The organism is Actinoplanes sp. NPDC051494 (assembly GCF_044454705.1).
Lineage (GTDB): Bacteria > Actinomycetota > Actinomycetes > Mycobacteriales > Micromonosporaceae > Actinoplanes.
Genome location: NZ_JBITDZ010000002.1, coordinates 327,326 through 347,681, shown reverse-complemented (window position 1 = coordinate 347,681; position 20,356 = coordinate 327,326). Strand labels below are relative to the sequence as shown.

Here is a 20,356-nt window from a genome sequence, read left to right as displayed (position 1 = left end):
CGGCCCAGACCGGGGCGGCCCAGACCGGGGCGGCCCAGACCGGGGCGGCCCAGACCGGGGCGGCCCAGACCGGGGCGGCCCAGACCGGGGCGGCCCGGCCTGGGGTGGCCCGGCCCGGGACCGCCCGGCCCAAGCCGGTCGCGATCACCGGTTTCGGCGCCGCGACCTGGCGCGGGGCCGGTGACGTCGCGCCCCGCAGCATGGAGGTCCTCGAACTCGACCCGGTCACCCGGGCACCGGTGCGGCTGAAGGCCACCTACGAGCGCGACGAGGACAGCCAGGCGGCTTACCTCGGCGAGCTGCTCGACATCTTCGACAGCGAGGGCGTGGACAGCGCGTTCGTCTACCTGTTCGCGCTCGCCGACTTGCCGCACCGGCCCGATGGCGACCCCCGCGACGACCTCGACCTGGCCAGCCCCGGGATCGTCAAGGTCCTCGACGGACACAGCGGACACACCGATCCCGGCCTGCCCTGGGAACCGAAGGCCGCCTTCGGCGCCATCGCCGAGCACTACCGGCGACAGGCGGCCCGGCAGGCTTGACCCTGACGCTGCGTCAACCCTGCATGCTGCCGGTCATGACCAATTCGTACGCCATCCAGGTGCAAGGCCTGGAGAAGTCGTTCAAAGAGCTGAAGGTGCTCCGCGGCGTGGACCTCGAGGTCGCCACGGGCAGCATCTTCGCTCTGCTCGGCTCGAACGGGGCCGGCAAGACCACCGTGGTCAGGATCCTGTCCACCCTGCTCAAAGCCGACGCCGGGACGGCCCGGGTGCACGGCTTCGACGTCGCGACGCAGGCCGGGGACGTGCGCGCGGCCATCAGTCTCACCGGGCAGTTCGCGGCGGTCGACGAGATCCTCACCGGGCGGGAGAACCTCGTCATGGTCGCCCGGCTGCGTCACCTCAAGGATCCGGGGGTGATCGCGGACGACCTGCTGCGGCGCTTCTCGCTGACCGAGGCGGGCCGGCGCAGGGTGGCGACGTATTCCGGTGGGATGCGCCGCAGACTGGACATCGCGATGAGTCTCATCGGGGACCCACCGATCGTCTTCCTCGACGAGCCGACGACCGGGCTGGACCCGGAGGGACGTCTCGAGGTGTGGCAGGCGGTCGAGGAGCTCGCCGCGGGTGGCACGACCGTGCTGCTCACGACGCAGTATCTCGACGAGGCGGAGCACCTCGCCGACCGGATCGCGATCCTGCACGAGGGCCGGATCCTGGTGGACGGCACGCTCGCCAAGCTCCGGGAGCTCATGCCGGCCGCCGAGGTCGAGTACGTCGAGAAGAAGCCCACCCTCGAAGACGTCTTCCTGACCCTGATCGGCGGCCGGAAATGAGCAGACACTTCGCCGGTGACACCGCCGTCCTGCTGGGACGGTCGCTGCGCCACATCGCCCGCAGCCCGGACACCATCATCACGACCGCGATCATGCCCATCGCCATCATGCTGCTGTTCGTCTACGTCCTCGGCGGCGCGATCGAGACCGGTACCGGCCCGTACGTGAACTACCAGCTGCCCGGCATCCTGCTCATCACGATCGCGTCGGGCATCTCGTACACCGCGTACCGGCTCTTCCAGGACATGAAGGGTGGGATCTTCGAACGGTTCCAGTCCATGCCGATCGCCCGGTCCGCGGTGTTGTGGGCACACGTGCTGACCTCACTGGTCGCCAACCTGACCTCGCTCGTGCTGGTCGTGCTCGTCGCGCTGCTGATGGACTTCCGCTCCGGGGCGGGTGTGCTGGGCTGGCTCGCGGTCGCCGGGCTCCTGACCCTGTTCACCCTGGCGCTGACCTGGATAGCGGTGATCCCCGGACTCACCGCGACGTCCGTGGAGGGTGCGAGCGCGTTCTCGTACCCGCTGATCTTCCTGCCGCTGATCAGCTCGGCGTTCGTGCCCACCGGGTCCATGCCCGGCCCGGTCCGCGCGTTCGCCGAGCACCAGCCGGTGACCTCCGTCGTGGACACGATCCGCGACCTGCTCGCCGAACGGCCGGTCGGGACCGGTGCCTGGACCGCGCTCGCCTGGTGCGCCGGTGTCCTCGTCGTCGCGTACGTGTGCGCCATGCTCACCTACCGTCGCCGGATCTCCTGAGCAAGGGCAGGATCAGAGGATGCTGACGATCGGGCAACTCGCGGCGTACGCCGGTGTCACCGTGCGGGCGGTCCGGCACTACCACCAGATCGGGTTGCTGCCCGAGCCGGAACGGGACGCCTCCGGCTACCGCCGCTACGGTGCGGCGGCGGTGGTGGCCCTCATCAAGATCCGTACCCTCGCCGAGGCCGGCGTGCCGCTGTCCCGGATCGGCCGGATGCTCGGCGCGGACGCGGCGTCCTTCGCCGAGGCGATCGACCGGATCGACGGCGACCTGCGCGAGGAGATCGACCGGCTCGAACGCAGCCGCAAACAGATCGCGCAGCTCGCCGCCGGTGACAGCCTGACGCTGCCACCGGAGGTGACCTCCTATCTCGACCGGCTCCGGGAGATCGGGGTGTCACAGCAGGTGTTCGACGGTGAGCGGGACGGGTGGATCCTGATGGTGGCCCGCTGGCCCGACCGTGTCCTCGAGTGGATGCCGGCGAAGGTCGCACAGCTCGAGGACCCACGGATGGTCCGGTTGTACCTGGTGCTGTCGGGGATGACCGGGGAGGCCGGCGACGACCAGCTCATGGCGGAAGCCGCCGACATCATGGCCGACCTGCACAACCAGGCGTACGCCGCGGGCGAGCGCGACGCCGATGAGGTGGTGCGCGACGACATGCCGTTCGAGCTGCTGGACGACCTCGCGGACACGGCCGACCCGCGGGCGGGACGGCTCCGGCAACTGATGCGCGAACGTGGTTGGAGCGGCTGGACCCGCCTGGAGCGGCTACCGGGGCCGTCCTCATGAGTTCCGGCCGGTCACGGGGACATCAGGAACCGTACGTCGCGGACCATCTCCGAGATGCCGATCGGGTCGAACGCCTCGAAGCGACCGGTGATCTGCACGAGGTGCTTCGAAGCGTTCGGCTCCTGCCAGTGGTGACCGGGCGTGAACGACACCTGGACGGCTCCGCCGACCGACCAGCTTCGCGTGATGGCGCTGTGTCCCTCGGCGAATCCCCAGCCCCGGGCCTTCAGCTCGAACAGCTTGCCACCCGCGACCGGTGTGCCCGGCACGGCGTTCAGGTCGAGGTCGGCGAGTGTGAACAACCCGCGGCCGAGCTGGGGGAACGGCTGGATGATCAGGTAGTCGGCGAAGATCTGGGCCCAGGCCGCATGGTCGGCGGCGACATGCCAGAGATGGGCGACACCGACCGATCAGGCATTCGAGGTCGCGGGCGCGCCACATCGACTCGTAGTTCTGCGCCGGGGCCGCGTCGATCGCCCACAGCGCACCACCGACGACGAGCCCGGTCATCTCGCCGACCGCGCGGGCCGCGAACGCGATCCCGGAACGGGCCACCCAGGCGTCCACGAGCAGTTTCGCGACGGCGGCATCCCGGGCGCCGGTGACCAGTGCGGCCACCGCGGCGCTGAGCGGATCGGCGGTGGGAGCGCCCGTGCCGCGCCAGGCGTCGAGATGCCGGTGCCCCGCCGCGACCAGCTCCGGATCGAAGATCACGGTGCGCCGGGCCACCCGCGCGATGCGTCTGGCGGCCTCCTCCGTGGCGAGCAGGTCGCGCAGTCGCTCGAACGGGTCCGCGGGCAGGCCCTGGTCAGGCGCGGGCAGGCCACCACGGCGCGGGCTCAGCCCTTCGCGCCATGCCGCGGGCAGCACCCACACGTCCTCGTCCGGCAACACGAATCTCGGCACCACATCTCCCGTGATCGATGGAATGCGCCGAAGGTAGACCACGGGTACGACAGAACCACCGGAGCTGTCAGCGATCGCCGAAACGGAGGGCGGCGAAGGCTCCGGCGGGGACCGCCGGGTGGTGCGGAAGGATCGGGGCACATCGCCGGTACGCCTGCCCGGGCGCCGGCCGTGGGTCGGGTTCGTCCTTGTTGGGCCAGAGCGCGACCGCCCGTTCCGCCAGGGCGGTGATGGTCAGGGACGGGTTCACGCCGGGGTTCGCCGTGAGGACGGAACCGTCGATGACGTGCAGGCCCGGGTGCCCGTACAGGCGGAGGTAAGGGTCGACCACGCCGGTGCCGGCGTCGGGGCCGATGGCGCAACCACCGATGAAGTGGCCCGTCACCGGGCGGCCGGCGAGTTCGGTGACCGCGCCGAGCGGGACGCCGTCGATCTTGTCCGCGACGCGGCGGGCGACGTCGTGGGCGGCCGGGACCCATACCGGGGTGGGGGCACCGATGCCGGGGCGGCTGGTCAGGCGGCCCCGGCGGCGGGTCAGGGTGATCGAGTTGTCCAGCGGCTGCATGGCCAGGATGACGATGGTCTGCTGGGACCAGCGGCGCGGGGACACGTACAGGGGAAGGTCGCGCCCGGCCCGGACCAGTGCTCGCAGGCCCGCCCACCAGCGGGGTTGCCGGCCGGTGTCGTCGATGAGGACGGTCGCGAGCAGGGCGAGCAGGTTGCTGCCCCTGCCGTAGCGGACCGGTTCGATGTGGGTGACCGGGTCGGGGTGGATCGACGAGGTGATGGCGATACCGCGGCTGAGGTCACGGTCGCGGCGGCGGGTGCGGGCGCCGAGGATGGACTCGGAGTTGGTGCGGCTGAGTTCGCCGAGGCGGGCGGAGACGCGGGGCAGGGTGCCGTTGTCGCGCAGGCGGTGCAGCAGGCGCTGGGTGCCGAGTGCGCCGGCCGCGAAGATCACCTGCCCGGCGGTCCGGGTGCGGCGCCGCCGTCCGCCGGTGGTGCGGGTGTCCACGGCGTAGCCGCCACGACCGTCCGGGCGCACGGCGGTGACGGTGGTCAGCGGGTGCACGGTCGCGCCGGCCTGCTCGGCCAGGTAGAGATAGTTCTTGACCAGGGTGTTCTTGGCGCCGACGCGGCAGCCGGTCATGCAGGCCCCACAGGCGGTGCAGCCGTGCCGGCCGGGCCCGGCTCCGCCGAAGAACGGATCGGGCACGGCCGCGCCGGGGCGCTGCGAGAACAACACACCCACCGGGGTACGCCGATAGGTGTGCCCGACGCCCAGATCCTCGGCCACGGCCCGCAACGCCTCGTCGGCCGGCGTCTCGAGCGGGTTCGTGGTGACGCCGAGCATCCGGCTCGCCTGGTCGAAGAACGGGGTGAGCTCGGCCTTCCAGTCGGTGATCGACGCCCACCGCGGGTCGGCGAAGAACGTGTCCGGCGGTTCGTAAAGGGTGTTGGCGTACCCGAGCGAGCCCCCGCCGACCCCGGCGCCGGACATGATCATGACGTCACGGAGCAGGCTGAGGCGCAGGATGCCGTAACAGCCGAGGGCGGGCGCCCAGAGGTAGTCACGCAGCCGCCACGAGGTCGTGGCGAAGTCCCGGTCGGCGAACCGGCGGCCGGCTTCGAGAACCCCGACGCGGTAGCCCTTCTCGGTCAGCCGCAGGGCGGCGACCGAACCGCCGAACCCGGAGCCGATGATCAGTACGTCGTAGTCGTACGTCATGAGCTACCGTCACACTCGTATTGGCAGCCTGTCAACAACTCGTCTCCGAGGTGGATGATGCCGGCCCACGACCGATGCGGTTCCGGCCCCCCGCTCGTCCTGATCCACGGCCTCGGCAGCCACCGCCAGGTCTGGTCACCCGTCATCGCGGCGGTGGCCCGGCACCGCGAGGTGATCACGATCGACCTCCCCGGTTTCGGCGACTCCCCGATGTGGCCGACCCCCACCGGGCCGCGGGAAGCAGGCTCTGTCGATCATCTGGCCGGCCTGGTCGCGGAGTTCCTCGGGGAACTCGGCCTCGACCGGCCGGAGGTCGCCGGGAACTCGCTCGGCGGCGGTATCGCGCTGGAGCTGGGCCGGCGCGGGCTGGTGAGTGCGGTGACCGCGTTCGCGCCGGTGGGGTTCTGGGGGCCGGCCGGGCTGCGCTGGTGCCGCACCGCGGTCGGTGCGGCCCGTTTCGCGTCGGTCGCGCTCGCGCCCGTGCTGCCGGGTCTGCTGCGGACCCGCGCCGGGCGGACAGCGCTGTGCTCGGTCTTCTACGGCCACCCGTCCCGGGTGCCCGCGGAAGACTGCCTCGCCGGCGCCCGCGCGCTGGCGGCGGCACCGGGTTTCGCGGCGGCACACGCCGCGCTCGGCTCATGGCAGTTCCGGGCGACAGCGCCGCCCCCGACCGGGCGAGGAGCCGGGCGGAGTACCGGCCTGGAGAGGATCCCGGTGACCGTGGCGTGGGGGTCGCGCGATGCCGTCCTGACCTGCCGGACGCAAGCGGCCCGGGCCCGGGAGGCGTTGCCGGCCGCGCGGCACGTGGTGCTGGACGGGTGCGGGCATCTGCCGTTCGCGGATGATCCGGAGCGCTGCGCCGAGCTATTGACACTCCGCCAATAACTGGCCATCGTGGAGTGATGCCGACGGAGCATGACGAGCTTGCCGACCTGGTCCGGACGTTCTTCGCCAAGGAGGTGCTCCCCCACGCGGCCCGGGTTCTCGCCCAGGGGCACCCCGACCGGGAGCAGTATCGCCGGGCCGGGGAGCTGGGACTGCTCGGCCTCTCCGTGCCCGGACAGTACGGCGGCGGGGGCGGCGACTTCACCCACGAGGCCGTCCTGCTGTACGAGCAGATGTTCGCCGGGGACACCAGTCTCGGCATCGCCGTGCACAGCGGCATCGTCACCGGCTATCTCGTCACGTTCGGCACCGAGGAGCAGAAACGGCGCTGGCTGCCCGGGCTGTGCAGCGGTGAGCTGGTCGGCGCGATCGCGATGACCGAGCCGGACGGGGGCTCCGATCTGCAGGCGATGCGGACCCGGGCGGTCAAGGACGGCGAGCGGTACGTCGTACACGGCACGAAGACCTTCATCAGTAACGGCGGCCTCGCCGACGTCGTCCTTGTGGCCGCCAAGACCGACCCGGAACAGCGCGCCGCCGGGATCTCGCTGCTGATCTGCGATGTCACCGGGGACCCGGCGGGTTTCCACCGGGGCCGGCTGCTGTCCAAATTGGGCCTGCGGGGCAACGACACCGCCGAGTTGTCATTCGCTGATTACCGCGGCGGGGAGCTGCTCGGTGGGGTGGAGGGCCGGGGGTTCGCCCAGCTGATGCACAAGCTCCCGCAGGAACGCCTGGTCATCGGGATCGGCGCGGTCGCCGCCATGCAGCGCGCGGTCGAGCTGACCACCGCGTACGTGAAGCAGCGCACCGCGTTCGGCAAGCCCCTGATCGGTCACCAGAACACCCGGATGGTGCTGGCGGAATGCGCGACCCGGGCCCGGGTGAGCCGGGTGTTCCTGGACGACTGCATCGCCCGGCACGCCCGCGGCGAGCTGGACACCGCGACCGCGTCGATGGCGAAGTGGTGGCTGACCGACGGGCAGTGCGAGGTGGTGGACCGCTGCCTGCAGCTGTTCGGCGGGTACGGGTACACGACCGAGTACCCGATCGCCCAGATGTACGCCGACGCCCGGGCGCAGAAGATCTACGGCGGCACCAACGAGATCATGAAGGAGCTGATCGCGCGTGCCCTCTGAGGCCTACGTGTTCGACGCGGTACGCACCCCGCGCGGCCGGGGGAAGAGCTCCGGCGCGCTGCACGGGGTGAAGCCGGTCTCGCTGGTCGTGGGGCTGGTGGACGCGCTGCGCGAGCGGTTGCCCACGCTGGACCCGGCCCGGATCGACGACCTGGTCATGGGCATCGTCACGCCGGTCGGCGAGCAGGGCGGGGATCTGCCGCGGGCCGCCGCGTTGCTGGCCGGGCTGCCCGACACCGTCGCCGGGGTGCAGCTCAACCGGTTCTGCTCGTCGGGGCTGGAGGCGGTCAACGTGGCCGCGGCGCGGATCCGGGCCGGGTGGGACGAGCTGATCCTGGCCGGTGGCGTCGAGTCGATGTCGCGGGTACCGATGGGTTCCGACGGCGGGGCCTGGGCGATGGACCCGGAGACGGCGCTGGCCACGTCGTTCGTGCCGCAGGGGGTGAGTGCGGACCTGCTCGCGACGCTGCGCGGTTTCGACCGCGACGACGTCGACGGGTACGCGGCCCGGTCCCAGCGCCGCGCCGGCGCGGCCGTGGCGGCGGGGCGGTTCGCGCGCTCGATCGTGCCGGTCCGTGACCGCAACGGGCAGGTGCTGCTCGGCGCCGACGAGCATCCGCGGCCCGGCACCACGGTCGCGGACCTGGGCAAGCTGTCCCCGTCGTTCGCGGGGCTGCCGTTCGACGACGTGGCGTTGCAGCGGTACCACTGGCTGGAGGAGATCGAGCACGTCCATCACGCCGGGAATTCCTCGGGCATCGTGGACGGTGCGGCGCTGGTCCTGCTCGGGTCGGCGCGGATCGGCGCGGAGCTGGGGCTGACGCCGCGCGGGCGGATCGTCGCCGCGGCGGCCACCGGGTCGGAGCCGACGGTCATGCTGACCGGCCCGATCCCGGCCACCCGCAAGGTGCTCGCCCAGGCCGGGCTGGACATCACGGACATCGACCTGTTCGAGATCAACGAGGCTTTCGCGGCGGTGGTCCTGGCGTACACGGAAGAATTCGATCTTGATCCGGCGGTGGTGAACGTGAACGGCGGTGCGATCGCGTTCGGGCATCCGCTCGGGGCGACCGGGGCGATGCTGCTCGGCACCGCGCTCGACGAGCTCGAACGCCGGGGCCGGCACCGCGCCCTGGTGACCCTCTGCGTCGGCGCCGGCATGGGCGTCGCGACGATCGTGGAGCGTTTCCGGTGACGACCATCCGCTACGACCGGGACGCGGACGGCGTCGTCACGCTCACCCTCGACGATCCCGCGCAGTCGGCCAACACGATGAGCCGGGCGTACGCGGCGTCGATGACCGCGGCGCTCGACCGCCTCGAAGCCGACCGCGACAGCGTGACCGGGGTGATCGTCACCAGCGCGAAGCAGACGTTCTTCGCCGGCGGCGACCTGCCGGAGATGATCCGGGCCACGCCGGCCGACGCGGCCGCGCTGACCGGACTGCTCACCACCGTGAAACGTGACCTGCGCCGGCTCGAGACGCTGGGCCGCCCGGTGGTCGCGGCGGTCAACGGGTCCGCGCTCGGTGGCGGCCTGGAGATCGCCCTGGCCTGCCACCACCGCATCGCACTGGACACGCCCGCTTCGCGGATCGGCTTCCCCGAGGTGACGCTCGGCCTGCTGCCGGGTGCCGGCGGTGTGACCCGTACGGTACGGATGCTCGGCCTGCGCGAAGCCCTGGAGAAGGTGCTGCTCAGCGGACGCACCCGGCGCCCCGCCGACGCCATGGCCGCCGGGCTCGCCGACGAGCTGGCCGCGACCCCGGAGGCGATGCTCGCGTCGGCCCGGGACTGGATCGTCGCGAATCCCGACGCCACGCAACCGTGGGACCGCGAGGGGTTCCGCATCGACTACGACGCCGCGCAACTGCCCGGATATCCGGCGACACTGCGGCAACGGCTCAAGGGAAACCGGCTGCCGGCACCCGAGGCGATCCTCGCCACCGCCGTCGAGGGCCTGCACGTCGACCTGGAGACCGCGTTCGCCGTCGAGACCCGCTACCTGGTGTCGTTGCTGACCGGGCCGATCGCCAAGAACATGATCGGCGCGTTCTTCTTCGACCTGCGGACCGTGAACGGCGGCGCGAACCGGCCGGACCGCACGGTCGCCCCGGTGCGGCGGGTGGCGGTGCTCGGTGCGGGGATGATGGGGGCCGGGATCGCGTACGCGTGTGCCCGCTCCGGTCTGGACGTCGTGGTCAAGGACGTCACCGGCGAGGCGGCGGCCCGGGCCCGGACCGGTCGCGGCGACCCGGCGGTGCTGGCGCGGATCACCACGACCGGCGAGGTGGCCGGCCTCGCGGGCTGCGACGCGGTGATCGAGGCGGTGTTCGAGGACCCGGCGCTCAAGAAGAAGGTGTTCGCGGAGATCGCCGGCGTCGTCGCACCGGACGCGCTGCTCGCCTCGAATACCTCGACGCTGCCGATCACCGGCCTGGCCGCCGGGGTCGACCGGCCCGCGGACTTCATCGGCACACACTTCTTCTCCCCCGTCGACCGGATGCCGCTGCTGGAGATCGTGGTCGGCGAACAGACCGGCGACGACGCCGTGGCCCGCGCGTTCGACCTGGCCCGGCGGCTCGGCAAGACACCGATCGTGGTCAACGACGGCCGGGGCTTCTTCACCAGCCGGGTCATCGGCCGCTTCATCGACGAGGCGATCGGCATGCTCGCGGACGGCGTACCCGCGCCCTCTATCGAACGGGCGGCCCTGGCCGCCGGCTATCCCACCGATCCCCTCGCCCTGGCCGACGAGGTTTCGCTGACGTTGCTGCAGCACATCCGCCGCCAGTACGAGGCGGACGACCCGGCCTTCGCGACGCTGCCGTCCCACGCGATCATCGACAACCTCCTGGACGAGCAGCGGCGGCCCGGTCGCGCGGCCGGCCAGGGCTTCTACGACTACCCGCACGGCCGGCGCGGACGGCTCTGGCCCGGCCTGGCCGCGATGGCCACCCCGGCCGGGCGGGCGATACCGTTCGAGGACCTGCAGGACCGCATGCTGTTCGCGGAATCCCTCGACGCGCTGCGCTGCCTCGACGAGGGCGTCCTGCGCTCCGAGGCGGACGGCGACATCGGCTCGCTGCTCGGCATCGGCTTCCCGGCCTGGACCGGAGGAGCCATCCGGTACGCCCGCGAGCACCGCGACTTCCCCGGCCGCGCCCGCGACCTGGCCGAGCGTTACGGCCTCAGGTAAGGATCGCGCCCGAACCCGCGGACGGCGTCGGCGGCGGCCTCCGCGATCTCGGTGGCGACCCCGTCGAGCACGTAGACCCGGGTGGTCGCGTTGCCGCGCGGTGCCAGCAACCCGGCGCGGGTCAGCGCCTGGATATCCCGGATGGCCTGGTCCCGGCTGAGGCTCTCGTCCCGCTGACAGGTGGTGCGCCTGACCTCACCGACAGCAGCGGCATAGAGGGCGGACACCGTACGTTCCGGCAGCCCTTTCTCGCCGGCCAGGCCGACCAGATCGTTCCACAGCCGTACGGTCCAGTCGGCCCGCCGCTTCACCCGCTGAGCCTGCCGATGGTGGCAGGTGAACACGAACCGCAGCCACGAATGGGCGTCCCGCTCGGGCTGGTTCATCTACTCGCCCAGCCACTCCTCGATGGAGGAGAACTCGGCATCCGTCAACAGACTTCGGTGGAACAGGCCCTCCCACCGCGGCTCGGCCCGCAGGTGTACCTGAAGTTCCGACCGCATCTCGCCGAGCTCTTCCAGAACACGGCGGTCCGCGGCATCCACCGTGGGCATCGCGTACAGCACGCGACCAGAATAGTGGGGCCTGGAGTTCGGGTCGCCCCCGGTAGGTGGCACGAATCCGTGAGCACCGGGGGTCGGCGGATCCATAGCCTTGTTCCTACCAGCCGGGCCATGTGGGGCCGGGCGGTCGACGAGGGGAACGACGATGCGGGTACCAGTGCTGGCGATGGCCGTGGGGATCGCGTTCGCGGCGGGTGGCAGTGGACTGGTGCTGCACAACGCCTCGGCCGCCGAGGCGTCGACGGTGCCCGGGGCCGCCGGGACGTGTGCGGTCGCCGACGTGGCCGCGGACGTTCAGGAGGGCGACATGTACGACGAGAACGGCGAGTTCTTCGAGAAGGTGCGGCTCACCTTCACCAACACCTCGGCGGCCGCGTGCGTGATCGACGGGCACCCCTCGGTGGTGCTGACCGGTCCGGCGACCGGGTCCTGGCGGGAGTCGTTCCGGCTGCCCGAGACCGGCGCCCCGGCCCGGGTGACGCTGGCGGCCGGGGAGTCCGCGCACGCTTCCGTGCGGGTCCGGGTGCTGCCCGAGGCGCCGAGCCCGTGGCAGCCCGAGCAGATGCGGGTACGCCTGACCGGTGCGGCCGGGCACCTGATGCTGCAGTGGCCGGCGGGTCTGGCGATCCAGCAGGACACGTACGCGTTGCCGGGCGCCGGGCTGCCCAACAGTGTCGAGTCGGTCGTGGCCGGGGCGTGACCGCTCAGCGCGTACCGACGGCCTGGGTGACCAGGACCGCGAGGTCCGCCGCGGGGATCTCTTCCTGGAGGAAGACGATCCGGTAGACGACATAGCCCATCCAGGCCTGCACGGTCAGTGTGACCGGGAACCCGGTGGGCAGCTCGCCGCGGGTCACCGCCCGGTCGATGATGGTGACCAGGCTGGCAGACCAGGGCTGGAGGAGGTCGCGCAGTTCCGCGCGCCCGGCCTCGCCCTGTGAACTCATCGCCGCGGCCACCACGCTCGGGCCGCCGTGCCGGGTGAGCAGTTCGGTGAGTGCGGCCAGCTGGGTGTTCGCGTCCCCGGCGACCGTGCCGGTGTCGGCGATACCGGCCGGTGCCAGCCCGTCGCGCAGCGCGTCGGTGATGATCGCGGCCTTGTTGGGCCACCAGCGGTACAGCGTCATCTTGGCGACGCCGGAGCGTTCGGCGATGCGTTCCATGGTGACCTTGTGGAAGCCGAGCTCGTTGACGAGGTCCTCGGCGGCGGTCAGGGCCGACTGACGGGCCTGTGGGTCGCGTTTACGACCGGGTGGCATGAAGCGTTCCCCTCCGCGACCTAGATCACAGGCTATTATTTTCGATACGAGACGTATCGTATAGCTATCAAGGGTCCGCCGGATACCAACGACGAACCTGTGGCCTTCGATAGGACAACGATCATGACACGCCTCAATGGCAAGACCGCACTGGTGACCGGCGCCGCGGGTGGCATCGGCAAGGAGACCGCGCTGCTGCTGGCGCGCGAGGGCGCGACGGTGATCGTGGCCGACGTCCAGGACGCCCTCGGCGCCGACGTCGCGACGGAGATCGAGAAGAACGGCGGGCAGGGGATCTACCTCTCGCTCGACGTCACCGACGAGGCCGCGTGGACCCGGGTGATCACGACGATCGAGGAAAAATACGGCCGCCTCGACGTGCTGGTCAACAACGCCGGTATCAGCGACCGGGACGTCCTGGAGAACACCACGCTGGAGACCTACCACAAGGTCATCGCGGTCACCCAGACCAGCGTGTTCCTCGGCATGAAGGCCGCCGCGGCCCTGCTCAAGGCATCCGGCACCGGCTCCGTCATCAACATCAGCTCCATCTTCGGCGCGTCCGGCGGCTTCGGCTCCTCACCCGCGTACCACGCCGCCAAGGGTGCGGTCCGGCTGCTGACGAAGAACGTCGCCCTCGAATGGGCGCCGCTGGGCGTACGCGTCAACAGCGTGCACCCCGGCTTCATCGCGACCCCGATGATGGGCGACACGGACACCACGCCGCTGGTCGACGTCACCCCGCTCGGCCGCCTCGGCCGGCCGGAGGAGGTCGCCGCCGCGATCCTGTTCCTGGCCGGCGACGAGGCGTCGTTCGTCACCGGCTCCGAGCTGTACGTCGACGGCGGCTACCTCGCCCGCTGACGCCGGCTTCCGGCTCGCCCGCGAGGCGAGCCGGGCACCGCGGGGCTACGCGATCTGCATGCTGTAGATCAGGGCGGCGTGGTCCGAGTACGCCGTGGCCTCCAGCGCACACCAGCGCCACGGCCGGCTGCTGAACACGTAGTCGTACTTGCCCTGGGACACCGTGGCGCGGCCGTCCCGGACCGGGTTCGTGGCATCGCGCTGGTCGCACTCGCGGTAACCGGTCGCGCCGTTCCAGTACAACCCGGTGTCCGGCCACAGACCGGCCCGGGTGTTGCCGGCCGCGTCCGGCGGCTCGAGGTTGAAGTCGCCGCCGAACGCCACGTCCGCGTACCCGCCGGCGACTTCCTTGACGGTGTCGAGCTGGTCGTCGGCGAACTCCCAGAGCGGGTGCACCTCGTCACCCCCGGCCGGCGTCAGGTGCAGGTTGCAGAGCCGGATGTTGTTGAAATACGTCGCGGTGGCGCACTGCACCGGCCGCTGCAACCCCCGCCACCACGGCTGGTCGGTCGTGACGATCTGCGGGTCCGACAGGCCCGCCTTGATCACGATCGCGGTGCCGTACCGGTCGTGCCGGGTGCTGTTGTCGTTGCCGCACTTGACGTCGGACAGGGAACCCTCGATCGAGAACCGGTAGGGCGAGAACGCCCGGCCCCACCCGGAACCGAGGTCGGCCATCAGCGCGGCGAGGTCGTTCTCGCAGATCTCCTGCAACAGCAGGGCCTGCACGTAGTTGTCCCGGATGCCGGCCTTGATCACGCCCATCTTGTCGGCGAAGGTCCCGTAGTTCCTGGGCGACCGGCAGTGATAGGTGTCGCGCTGGGACCCGCACATGTTCCAGGTCATGAGCTGCAGGTTCGTGCCGGCCGGCGCGGCCGCGACGGCCGGTGACGCGGGCACGAGGCAGGCGAGAGTCAGCAGCGCCGCGGCGAACGCGGTGCGGAGCCTACGCAGGATCACGGGTCACGCTCCTGGCTGGAGCTTGGCGATCGCCTCGAGGAGCAGATCGACCTCGGCGGCGGTGTTGTAGTGGTAGATGCTGGCCCGGACCGCACCGCCCGAGGCACGCAACCCGGCGGCGTCGAAGTACTCCACCGCGTAGTAGTCGCCGTTCGACACGCAGATGCCCTGCTCCCCCAGCACCTGGGCGGTCTGTGCGGGCGGCTGCCCGTGCACCCGGAACGAGATCGTCGGGCAACGATCCGCCGCGGCCGGCAGGACGGTCACCGTGTCCAGCGCGGCCAGACCCGCGGCGAGACGATCGGCGAGCCCGTTCTCGTACGCGGTGACGGCTGTCAGGCTCGCCACCAGGCGCTGCCGGCGGCTCCCCTCGGCGGGGGCGGCCAGCCCGGCCAGATGGTCGACGGCGGCGGTGACCCCGGCGAGCAGCTCGAAGCTGAGCGTGCCGTACTCGAAGCGCTCGGGCACCTGCGCCGGCGACGGCACCAGTTTCACCGGCTCGAGGGTGCGCCACAGCTCCGGATCGGCGACGACCGCGGCGTAGTGCGGCCCCGACCACTTGTAGGCGCTGGTGACGTAGAAGTCGGCACCGAGCTCCACCACGTCGGTGACCCGATGGGCGGTCGAGTGGACCCCGTCGACGAACGTGAGCGCGCCGGCCGCGTGGGCGATCGCGGCGATCTCCCGGACCGCGGGCATGGTGCCGACGGCGTTGCTGGCCGCGGTCACGGCGACGAGCCGGGTGCGCGGGCCGATCAGAGCCTCGAACTGCGCCACCGGCAGCTCACCGGTCGTGACGTCGACGTCGGCCCAGCGCACGGTGGCGCCGGCGGACGCCGCGGCCTGCACCCAGGGCCGGACGTTGGCATCGTGGTCGAGCCGGGTGACGACCACCTCGTCGCCGGGACCCCAGCCCTGGGCGAGGGTCCGGGCGACCAGGTAGGTCAGGGCGGTGGCGCTGGGCCCGAAGACCACGCCGGCCGGATCGGCGCCGAGCAGGTCGGCGACGGCGGCCCGGGCCTCGGCGACCAGGGCGACGGAGCGCCGGGCGGGCTCGAACGCGGTGCCCCGGTTGGACACGGCGGCCCGCATGGCACCGGCGATCGCCGCGACGACGGACTCGGCCGGCTGGGTGCCACCGGCCCCGTCGAAGTGCGTGAAACCCTCGGACAGGGCGGGATAACCGGACCGGATCGTGTCGACGTCGAACAGCATGCGCACGACGATATCCGCATCCGCCCCGGCCCGCCCGCCCCCGCCGCCCAGCCTGTGGACAACCCGGCCGGGAAGCCGGAGAAGCCCAGTTCAGCGGCGCCGGGGTGGGCCCACGGTGGCCTGGAGCCACTGCCGCAGGGGGCGGCTGGTGCGCAGGACCTCGACCGCCCGGTCCTTGGCCGCCGCGGTGCCCAGCCAGGCCGCGGGCTTCCATTCCCGCCACGTGATGAGCCCTTTGTGGCGCAGCAGGTCGCGCCGGGGGTGGTCTTTCGGATAGCCGCGGGGAACGGTTTTCAGGCTGTGCCGGCCGTGCACCTCGAGCCCGGCGGCCTCGATGTCCGCGATGAGTGCGGTCAGTTCCGCGCCGGGGCCCTCCGCGGCGACCGCGCGGCGGTACCGGTCGAGTTGTTCCGGGGCCAATTCGTACATTCCGCCGCCGACCGCGAGTCCGTCGGCGGACAGCTGCAGATAGCCACCGGATTCCAGCCATACCCCGAGATGGTTCTTGTAGGGCGACTTGTCCGCCGCAAAACGAACATCCCGGTACGGCCGGAATATTTTGCCCGGACCGAACTCGGATTCGAGTTCGGCGAGCAGTTCGACCGCGGGGGCGAGCACCGCCGATTCGTAGACCTTCTTGTGGTCGGTCCAATATGTCTTGGAGTTGTCGGCGGTCAGTCCCTCGTAGAATTCGAGGGCCTCACTCGGCCATCCGCGGAATGCCATGGGTGATCGGGGTCAGTTCTTCAGGGGTGCTTCCAGCGCCCAGAGCCGCCCGTCGGGGTCACGCACGGTGAGCTTCCTGGTGCCGTAGTGGGTCTCCTCGAACGCGGTCACCACGTCGAGGCCGGCGTCCTGCGGGAACGCCGCGGCGTCGGCGACCCTGAGTACGACCTGGGTCTGCGGCACGTGGTCCTCGGGGACCTCGTTGACCAGCAGGTAGGGGCCGTCGCCGTTGCGCAGCAGCCCGGAGCCGTGGTCGGAGGTGAATTCCACGGTGTAGCCGAGGGTCTGCAGGAACTTCACCGCCTTGCCCCAGTTGTGTGTCTCGAGGTAGACGCCTTCGATGCCTTCGGTCGCCATCAGGGTTCCTTCCGAGGGTCCGCGGATCGGTGGGTGGCGAGGTAGCTGCGCAGCGCCTCGGCCACGAGGGCGGACATCGACAGCGAGGCCTCGACGGCGTGATGCTTGACCTCTTTGATGAGGTCGACCGGCAGATACACGTTGAGCTGCTTGACGTCTGCGCCCATGGGGCGAATGCTAGCACGCTAGCAATCTAGCTTTCAGGCCCCGGCGTCACCGGCCGAGCAGCTGTGTCACCGTCTCGGCGAGGATGTCCACGCCGTCGCGGGTCAGCACGGATTCGAGGTGGCACTGCACCGAGGCGAAGGTCGCCGAGCGCAGCGCGTACACCTCGCCGGTGTCCGGATCGCGGCTGATCTCGACCACGTCGCCGTCCGGCGTCTCGATCTTCGCGGTGCCGCTGAACGCGGCGAACGTGTTGTAGAAACCGACCGCGCGGTCGCGGCCGAACAGGTCCACCACGAGCTGGACGCCCTGGTGCGGGGTCTCCCGGCGGGCCACCGGCAGTCCCAGCAGTCCACTGAGCACCTGGTGGCTGAGGCAGACGGCGAGAAACGGGCGGCGGCGGCGCAGCAGGTCGGCGGCGAGCTCCCGCAGCCGTGCCATCTTGGCCGACGTGGGGTCGCCCGGATCGCCGGGGCCGGGTCCCAGCACCACCAGGTCGTGGTCGTCCACGTCGTACACCTCGTCGTGCCGCTTGACCACGACGTCCAGGCCGAGCGAGCGCAGCTGGTGGAAGAGCATCCAGGTGAAGGTGTCCTCGGCGTCGACGACCAGGACTCGCCGGCCGGCCAGCTCGCCCGGGTGCGGGAGATCCCGGTCCGCGCCGAACCAGAACGCGGCGGTGTTCGCGCCGCGGGCGGCCAGCGCGGCACGGACCCGGGGGTCGCGGTCCAGCTCCGGGCCGCGCCGCAGGGCCCGGGGCGGGGCCGCCGGGTCGGTGCGCAGCGCGGCGAGCAGGGTCGCGATCTTGGTCTTGGTCTCGGCCACCTCGGCCGCCGCGTCGGAGTGGCGCACCAGGGTCGCGCCCGCACCGATGCGCAGCCCGCCGTCCCCGGTGACCTCCGCGGTCCGGATCAGGATGGCCGAGTCCAGGTCACGGCCGCCCCCGGCACCGGTGGGCCGGCTGATCAGGGCGGCCACGCCGCTGTAGTAGCCGCGCCCGGTGCTCTCGTGCCGCGCGATCACCCGGCACGCGTTCTCCAGCGGGCTGCCCACCACGGTCGGGGCGAACATGGTCTCCCGCAGGATCTCCCGGACGTCGCGGTCGGTACGGCCCTCGATGAAGTACTCGGTGTGCGCCAGCCGGGTCATGCCGCGCAGGTACGGGCCGACCACCCGGCCGCCGTCGGCGCAGATCCGGCCCATCACCTTGAGCTCCTCGTCGAGCACCATGGACAGCTCGTCGCGTTCCTTGTGGTCGGCGAGGAAACCCAGGATGTCGTCGACCGTGGGGGCCCGGTCGCCGTACCGGAACGTACCGCTGATCGGGTTCATCACGGCGTCGCCGTCGTCGACGGTGATGTGCCGTTCCGGGGTCGCGCCGACGAACGTCCGGTCCCCGGTGTGGATGACGAACGTCCAGTACGAACCGGTCTCCTCCAGCAGCAGACTCCGGAACAGGGCCAGGGCGCGCGCCGCGGACCAGCCCTCGATCTCGGCCCGGTAGGACCGGCGGATGACGAAGTTGGCGCCCTCGCCGGTGCCGATCTCCTCGGTGACGACCCGGTGCACGGACTCGGCGTATCCGGCGTCGCCGACGTCGAAACGCGCACCGGTCACCCGTACCGATGAAACCGGCAGTTCCGCCAGGACCCGGGCGACGTCCACCGTGTCCTGCTCGCCGATCCGCATCGCCAGCAGCGGCGCGCCGTCGTCGACGCAGTCGTAGCCGCGTTCGGTGATCTGCCGGTACGGGACGACGGCCAGCAGGTCGTGCGGCCCGCCGCCCGGGCCGTCACGCAGGGGCAGGTCGGCCAGCGTGGAGACCGTACGGACGTCGCCGGTGAGCACGTCCACCCGGTCGCCCGAGCCGGCGCGGGGCCGGTGGATCAGGGCGAACGCCGGCGGGGGTGTGCCGAGCACCCGGGTCAGCAGGTCACCCGCGGGCTTCATCGGGTCTCCCCCGCGGGTCCGACGCCGGCCGCGGTGGCGTCCAGGCTCTCGAGCATCTGCGCCGTGAGCAGGACCACGGCACAGTTCGCGGCCGCGTACCGGACGGCGAGGCGGTGCCCGTCGGCGGTGAAGTCGGCGACGGCGTCGGCGACCAGGAACGTCTCGATGTCGTGGGTGAACGCGTCGACCGCGGTCATCAGCACGCCGATGTGGGCGTAGACGCCGCAGACGACGAGCTGGTCCCGTCCGGCGGCGCGCATCCGGGCCAGCAGGCCGGAGCCGAAGAACGCGCTGTAACGCCACTTGGTCAGCCGCCAGTCGTCCGGTCCCGGGGCGACCTCCGCGGCGATCTCGCGGTCCTCCGGCGACGCCCGCATCCCCGGGCCCCAGAAGTCGCTGAGCAGCCCGCGCTGCGGCGGGGTCATGCTCCCGGGCTGGGCGGTGTAGGCCACCGGGATCCCGAGCTCGGCGCAGCGGTCCCGCAGCCCGGCGACGTTGCCGACCAGCTCCCGGCGGGGTGACCGGGCGGCGTCGAAGGGGCGCAGGAAGTAGTTCTGCATGTCGTGCACGAGCAGCACGGCGCGGCGTGGGTCGGGCCGCCAGCCCGCGACGTTGGCGGGCAGGGCGGACCTGTCCGGCATCGGGTAGGGCGGGATCCGGGCGGGGTCGGGCATGAGTCGCTCCAAGACGGTGGCGGACGGACGGGGCGGGGGCGGACGGGGCGGGGCGGACGGGGCGGGGCCGACGGGGCGGGGGCGGACGGGGCGGCCGGGCGGTTCAGGCGCCGAGGGTGGCGCCGCCGTCGACGGTCAGCGCGTGCATGGTGATGTGGCCGGCCTGCTCCGACAGCAGGAACACGACCGCGCCGGCGACGTCGTCGGCGGTGGCCAGCTTCCGCAGCGGGATGCCGAGCCGGTACGTGCCGGGCTGCCCCTCGAGCGTGGTCCGCGATCCGCTCTCGTCGGTCCACATGGAGCGCAGCATCGCGGTGTCGGTGGAGCCCGGGGCGACCACGTTGCAGCGGATGCCGTACCGGGCGACCTCGAGACCGAGGCACTTGGTGAACATCGTGGCGGCGGCCTTCGACGCGGCGTAGGCGGCCATGCCGTGGCGGGGGGTGCCGGCCGCGTTGGACGCGACGGTGACCACGGCGCCCCGCCGGCGGGCCGTCATCCGGTTCACCACCGCCCGGGACACCAGGAAGACCCCGGTGGTGTTGACCGCGAACGAGGCCGCCCAGTCGTCGTCGCCGAGCTGCACGGCCTCGCCGAGGCGCAGCACGCCGGCGGCGTTCACCAGGGCGTCGATCGGCCCGAGCCGGTCCTCGACCGCACCGACGGCGGCGTGCACCCGGCCGCCGTCGGTGACGTCGGCGGGGAACGCGGTCACGTCGAGGCCGTCGGCGCGCAGTTTGGCGACGCGTTCGCGCAGGCCGGGCTCGTCGGCGTCGAGCGCGGCGACCCGGGCGCCGCGTTCGGCGAGAGCGCGCGCCGTGGCGCCGCCGATGCCGCCCGCGGCGCCGGTCACCAGGGCCACTGTGCCGTTCATAG

At 71.9% G+C, this 20,356-nt stretch carries 21 protein-coding genes and 2 pseudogenes; 10 read left to right on the top strand and 13 right to left on the bottom strand.

Annotated features, from left to right (window positions below):
- The 4 genes and pseudogenes from ACIA6A_RS08315 to ACIA6A_RS08300 all read left to right on the top strand — a co-directional run.
- Positions 1-542 (top strand): annotated as a pseudogene (locus ACIA6A_RS08315) (hypothetical protein); the annotation flags it as partial.
- Between the two features lie 35 nt (positions 543-577).
- Complete coding sequence (locus ACIA6A_RS08310; RefSeq protein ID WP_396096793.1) at positions 578-1,336, top strand: ABC transporter ATP-binding protein; 759 nt, start codon at positions 578-580, stop codon at positions 1,334-1,336.
- Positions 1,333-2,094 (top strand): ABC transporter permease, encoded by a 762-nt coding sequence (locus ACIA6A_RS08305; protein WP_396096792.1) that lies wholly within the window; start codon positions 1,333-1,335, stop codon positions 2,092-2,094. Before ACIA6A_RS08310 ends, ACIA6A_RS08305 begins: the two co-directional genes overlap by 4 nt.
- A 19-nt stretch (positions 2,095-2,113) precedes the next feature.
- The gene (locus ACIA6A_RS08300) at positions 2,114-2,890 is read left to right on the top strand and encodes a MerR family transcriptional regulator (protein WP_396096791.1); all 777 of its coding nucleotides are present in this window, start codon (positions 2,114-2,116) and stop codon (positions 2,888-2,890) included.
- 11 nt (positions 2,891-2,901) lie between these two features.
- Here the strand turns inward: ACIA6A_RS08300 and ACIA6A_RS08295 are convergent.
- A pseudogene (locus ACIA6A_RS08295) lies at positions 2,902-3,285 on the bottom strand (DUF4132 domain-containing protein); the annotation flags it as partial.
- Positions 3,286-3,863: 578 nt separating this feature from the next.
- Positions 3,864-5,525: a GMC oxidoreductase gene (locus ACIA6A_RS08290; RefSeq protein ID WP_396096790.1), complete on the bottom strand. Its 1,662-nt coding sequence runs from the start codon at positions 5,523-5,525 to the stop codon at positions 3,864-3,866.
- Between the two features lie 57 nt (positions 5,526-5,582).
- Between ACIA6A_RS08290 and ACIA6A_RS08285 the strand changes: the two genes are divergently transcribed.
- The 4 genes from ACIA6A_RS08285 to ACIA6A_RS08270 are packed head-to-tail and all read left to right on the top strand — an operon-like array spanning position 5,583 to position 10,747.
- Positions 5,583-6,410, top strand: coding sequence for an alpha/beta fold hydrolase (locus ACIA6A_RS08285; protein WP_396096789.1), 828 nt, complete (start codon positions 5,583-5,585; stop codon positions 6,408-6,410).
- A 17-nt stretch (positions 6,411-6,427) separates the two neighbouring features.
- Positions 6,428-7,549, top strand: a complete 1,122-nt coding sequence (locus ACIA6A_RS08280) for an acyl-CoA dehydrogenase family protein (RefSeq protein ID WP_396096788.1) — start codon at positions 6,428-6,430, stop codon at positions 7,547-7,549.
- Positions 7,539-8,744, top strand: a complete 1,206-nt coding sequence (locus ACIA6A_RS08275) for an acetyl-CoA C-acetyltransferase (RefSeq protein WP_396096787.1) — start codon at positions 7,539-7,541, stop codon at positions 8,742-8,744. Before ACIA6A_RS08280 ends, ACIA6A_RS08275 begins: the two co-directional genes overlap by 11 nt.
- Positions 8,741-10,747, top strand: a complete 2,007-nt coding sequence (locus ACIA6A_RS08270; RefSeq protein WP_396096786.1) for a 3-hydroxyacyl-CoA dehydrogenase NAD-binding domain-containing protein — start codon at positions 8,741-8,743, stop codon at positions 10,745-10,747. Before ACIA6A_RS08275 ends, ACIA6A_RS08270 begins: the two co-directional genes overlap by 4 nt.
- Here the strand turns inward: ACIA6A_RS08270 and ACIA6A_RS08265 are convergent.
- Together ACIA6A_RS08265 and ACIA6A_RS08260 are read right to left on the bottom strand one after the other, a co-directional pair.
- A complete protein-coding gene (locus ACIA6A_RS08265) occupies positions 10,732-11,133 on the bottom strand; it encodes a hypothetical protein (RefSeq protein ID WP_396096785.1) in 402 nt (133 codons plus the stop codon). The two genes, ACIA6A_RS08270 and ACIA6A_RS08265, sit on opposite strands and share 16 nt — an antisense overlap.
- Complete coding sequence (locus ACIA6A_RS08260) at positions 11,134-11,313, bottom strand: hypothetical protein (protein ID WP_396096784.1); 180 nt, start codon at positions 11,311-11,313, stop codon at positions 11,134-11,136.
- A gap of 142 nt (positions 11,314-11,455) precedes the next feature.
- Here ACIA6A_RS08260 and ACIA6A_RS08255 point away from each other — a divergent pair, with 142 nt between their 5' ends.
- A complete protein-coding gene (locus tag ACIA6A_RS08255; RefSeq protein ID WP_396096783.1) occupies positions 11,456-12,010 on the top strand; it encodes a DUF4232 domain-containing protein in 555 nt (184 codons plus the stop codon).
- 4 nt (positions 12,011-12,014) lie between these two features.
- On the opposite strand, the gene ACIA6A_RS08250 is transcribed toward ACIA6A_RS08255, so the two are convergent.
- Positions 12,015-12,569: a TetR/AcrR family transcriptional regulator gene (locus ACIA6A_RS08250; protein ID WP_396096782.1), complete on the bottom strand. Its 555-nt coding sequence runs from the start codon at positions 12,567-12,569 to the stop codon at positions 12,015-12,017.
- A gap of 123 nt (positions 12,570-12,692) precedes the next feature.
- Here ACIA6A_RS08250 and ACIA6A_RS08245 point away from each other — a divergent pair, with 123 nt between their 5' ends.
- Complete coding sequence (locus tag ACIA6A_RS08245; RefSeq protein ID WP_396096781.1) at positions 12,693-13,433, top strand: SDR family NAD(P)-dependent oxidoreductase; 741 nt, start codon at positions 12,693-12,695, stop codon at positions 13,431-13,433.
- A gap of 45 nt (positions 13,434-13,478) precedes the next feature.
- Here ACIA6A_RS08245 and ACIA6A_RS08240 read toward each other — a convergent pair whose 3' ends face one another.
- From ACIA6A_RS08240 to ACIA6A_RS08205, 8 genes are all read right to left on the bottom strand, one after another.
- Entirely contained in the window at positions 13,479-14,393 is a 915-nt protein-coding gene (locus ACIA6A_RS08240) for an endonuclease/exonuclease/phosphatase family protein (RefSeq protein WP_396096780.1), read from the bottom strand.
- 3 nt (positions 14,394-14,396) lie between these two features.
- Positions 14,397-15,608, bottom strand: coding sequence for a cysteine desulfurase-like protein (locus tag ACIA6A_RS08235; RefSeq protein ID WP_396096779.1), 1,212 nt, complete (start codon positions 15,606-15,608; stop codon positions 14,397-14,399).
- Between the two features lie 90 nt (positions 15,609-15,698).
- Positions 15,699-16,334 carry a DUF2461 domain-containing protein gene (locus tag ACIA6A_RS08230; RefSeq protein ID WP_396096778.1) on the bottom strand — a complete coding sequence of 212 codons (636 nt, stop codon included), beginning with the start codon at positions 16,332-16,334 and terminating at the stop codon, positions 15,699-15,701.
- A 12-nt stretch (positions 16,335-16,346) separates the two neighbouring features.
- Entirely contained in the window at positions 16,347-16,691 is a 345-nt protein-coding gene (locus ACIA6A_RS08225) for a VOC family protein (RefSeq protein ID WP_396096777.1), read from the bottom strand.
- The gene (locus tag ACIA6A_RS08220; RefSeq protein WP_396096776.1) at positions 16,691-16,858 is read right to left on the bottom strand and encodes a CopG family transcriptional regulator; all 168 of its coding nucleotides are present in this window, start codon (positions 16,856-16,858) and stop codon (positions 16,691-16,693) included. Before ACIA6A_RS08220 ends, ACIA6A_RS08225 begins: the two co-directional genes overlap by 1 nt.
- 46 nt (positions 16,859-16,904) lie before the next feature.
- On the bottom strand, positions 16,905-18,806 hold the full coding sequence (locus ACIA6A_RS08215) for an anthranilate synthase family protein (protein ID WP_396096775.1): 1,902 nt from the start codon (positions 18,804-18,806) through the stop codon (positions 16,905-16,907).
- Positions 18,803-19,480 (bottom strand): isochorismatase family protein, encoded by a 678-nt coding sequence (locus tag ACIA6A_RS08210; protein WP_396096774.1) that lies wholly within the window; start codon positions 19,478-19,480, stop codon positions 18,803-18,805. The genes ACIA6A_RS08215 and ACIA6A_RS08210 overlap by 4 nt, the downstream gene beginning before the upstream one ends.
- Positions 19,481-19,583: 103 nt before the next feature.
- Positions 19,584-20,354 (bottom strand): 2,3-dihydro-2,3-dihydroxybenzoate dehydrogenase, encoded by a 771-nt coding sequence (locus ACIA6A_RS08205; protein ID WP_396096773.1) that lies wholly within the window; start codon positions 20,352-20,354, stop codon positions 19,584-19,586.
- Positions 20,355-20,356 lie beyond the last annotated feature (2 nt).

What these genes read in the sequence shown, in the direction of transcription:
- ACIA6A_RS08290 (WP_396096790.1), bottom strand. Translation starts at nt 5,525, where the DNA reads ATGACGTACGACTACGACGTACTGATCATCGGCTCCGGGTTCGGCGGT.
- ACIA6A_RS08300 (WP_396096791.1), top strand. Translation starts at nt 2,114, where the DNA reads ATGCTGACGATCGGGCAACTCGCGGCGTACGCCGGTGTCACCGTGCGG.
- ACIA6A_RS08245 (WP_396096781.1), top strand. Translation starts at nt 12,693, where the DNA reads ATGACACGCCTCAATGGCAAGACCGCACTGGTGACCGGCGCCGCGGGT.
- ACIA6A_RS08280 (WP_396096788.1), top strand. Translation starts at nt 6,428, where the DNA reads ATGCCGACGGAGCATGACGAGCTTGCCGACCTGGTCCGGACGTTCTTC.
- ACIA6A_RS08285 (WP_396096789.1), top strand. Translation starts at nt 5,583, where the DNA reads ATGCCGGCCCACGACCGATGCGGTTCCGGCCCCCCGCTCGTCCTGATC.
- ACIA6A_RS08220 (WP_396096776.1), bottom strand. Translation starts at nt 16,858, where the DNA reads ATGGGCGCAGACGTCAAGCAGCTCAACGTGTATCTGCCGGTCGACCTC.
- ACIA6A_RS08255 (WP_396096783.1), top strand. Translation starts at nt 11,456, where the DNA reads ATGCGGGTACCAGTGCTGGCGATGGCCGTGGGGATCGCGTTCGCGGCG.
- ACIA6A_RS08215 (WP_396096775.1), bottom strand. Translation starts at nt 18,806, where the DNA reads ATGAAGCCCGCGGGTGACCTGCTGACCCGGGTGCTCGGCACACCCCCG.
- ACIA6A_RS08310 (WP_396096793.1), top strand. Translation starts at nt 578, where the DNA reads ATGACCAATTCGTACGCCATCCAGGTGCAAGGCCTGGAGAAGTCGTTC.
- ACIA6A_RS08305 (WP_396096792.1), top strand. Translation starts at nt 1,333, where the DNA reads ATGAGCAGACACTTCGCCGGTGACACCGCCGTCCTGCTGGGACGGTCG.
- ACIA6A_RS08205 (WP_396096773.1), bottom strand. Translation starts at nt 20,354, where the DNA reads ATGAACGGCACAGTGGCCCTGGTGACCGGCGCCGCGGGCGGCATCGGC.
- ACIA6A_RS08230 (WP_396096778.1), bottom strand. Translation starts at nt 16,334, where the DNA reads ATGGCATTCCGCGGATGGCCGAGTGAGGCCCTCGAATTCTACGAGGGA.
- ACIA6A_RS08210 (WP_396096774.1), bottom strand. Translation starts at nt 19,480, where the DNA reads ATGCCCGACCCCGCCCGGATCCCGCCCTACCCGATGCCGGACAGGTCC.
- ACIA6A_RS08265 (WP_396096785.1), bottom strand. Translation starts at nt 11,133, where the DNA reads ATGAACCAGCCCGAGCGGGACGCCCATTCGTGGCTGCGGTTCGTGTTC.
- ACIA6A_RS08250 (WP_396096782.1), bottom strand. Translation starts at nt 12,569, where the DNA reads ATGCCACCCGGTCGTAAACGCGACCCACAGGCCCGTCAGTCGGCCCTG.
- ACIA6A_RS08235 (WP_396096779.1), bottom strand. Translation starts at nt 15,608, where the DNA reads ATGCTGTTCGACGTCGACACGATCCGGTCCGGTTATCCCGCCCTGTCC.
- ACIA6A_RS08225 (WP_396096777.1), bottom strand. Translation starts at nt 16,691, where the DNA reads ATGGCGACCGAAGGCATCGAAGGCGTCTACCTCGAGACACACAACTGG.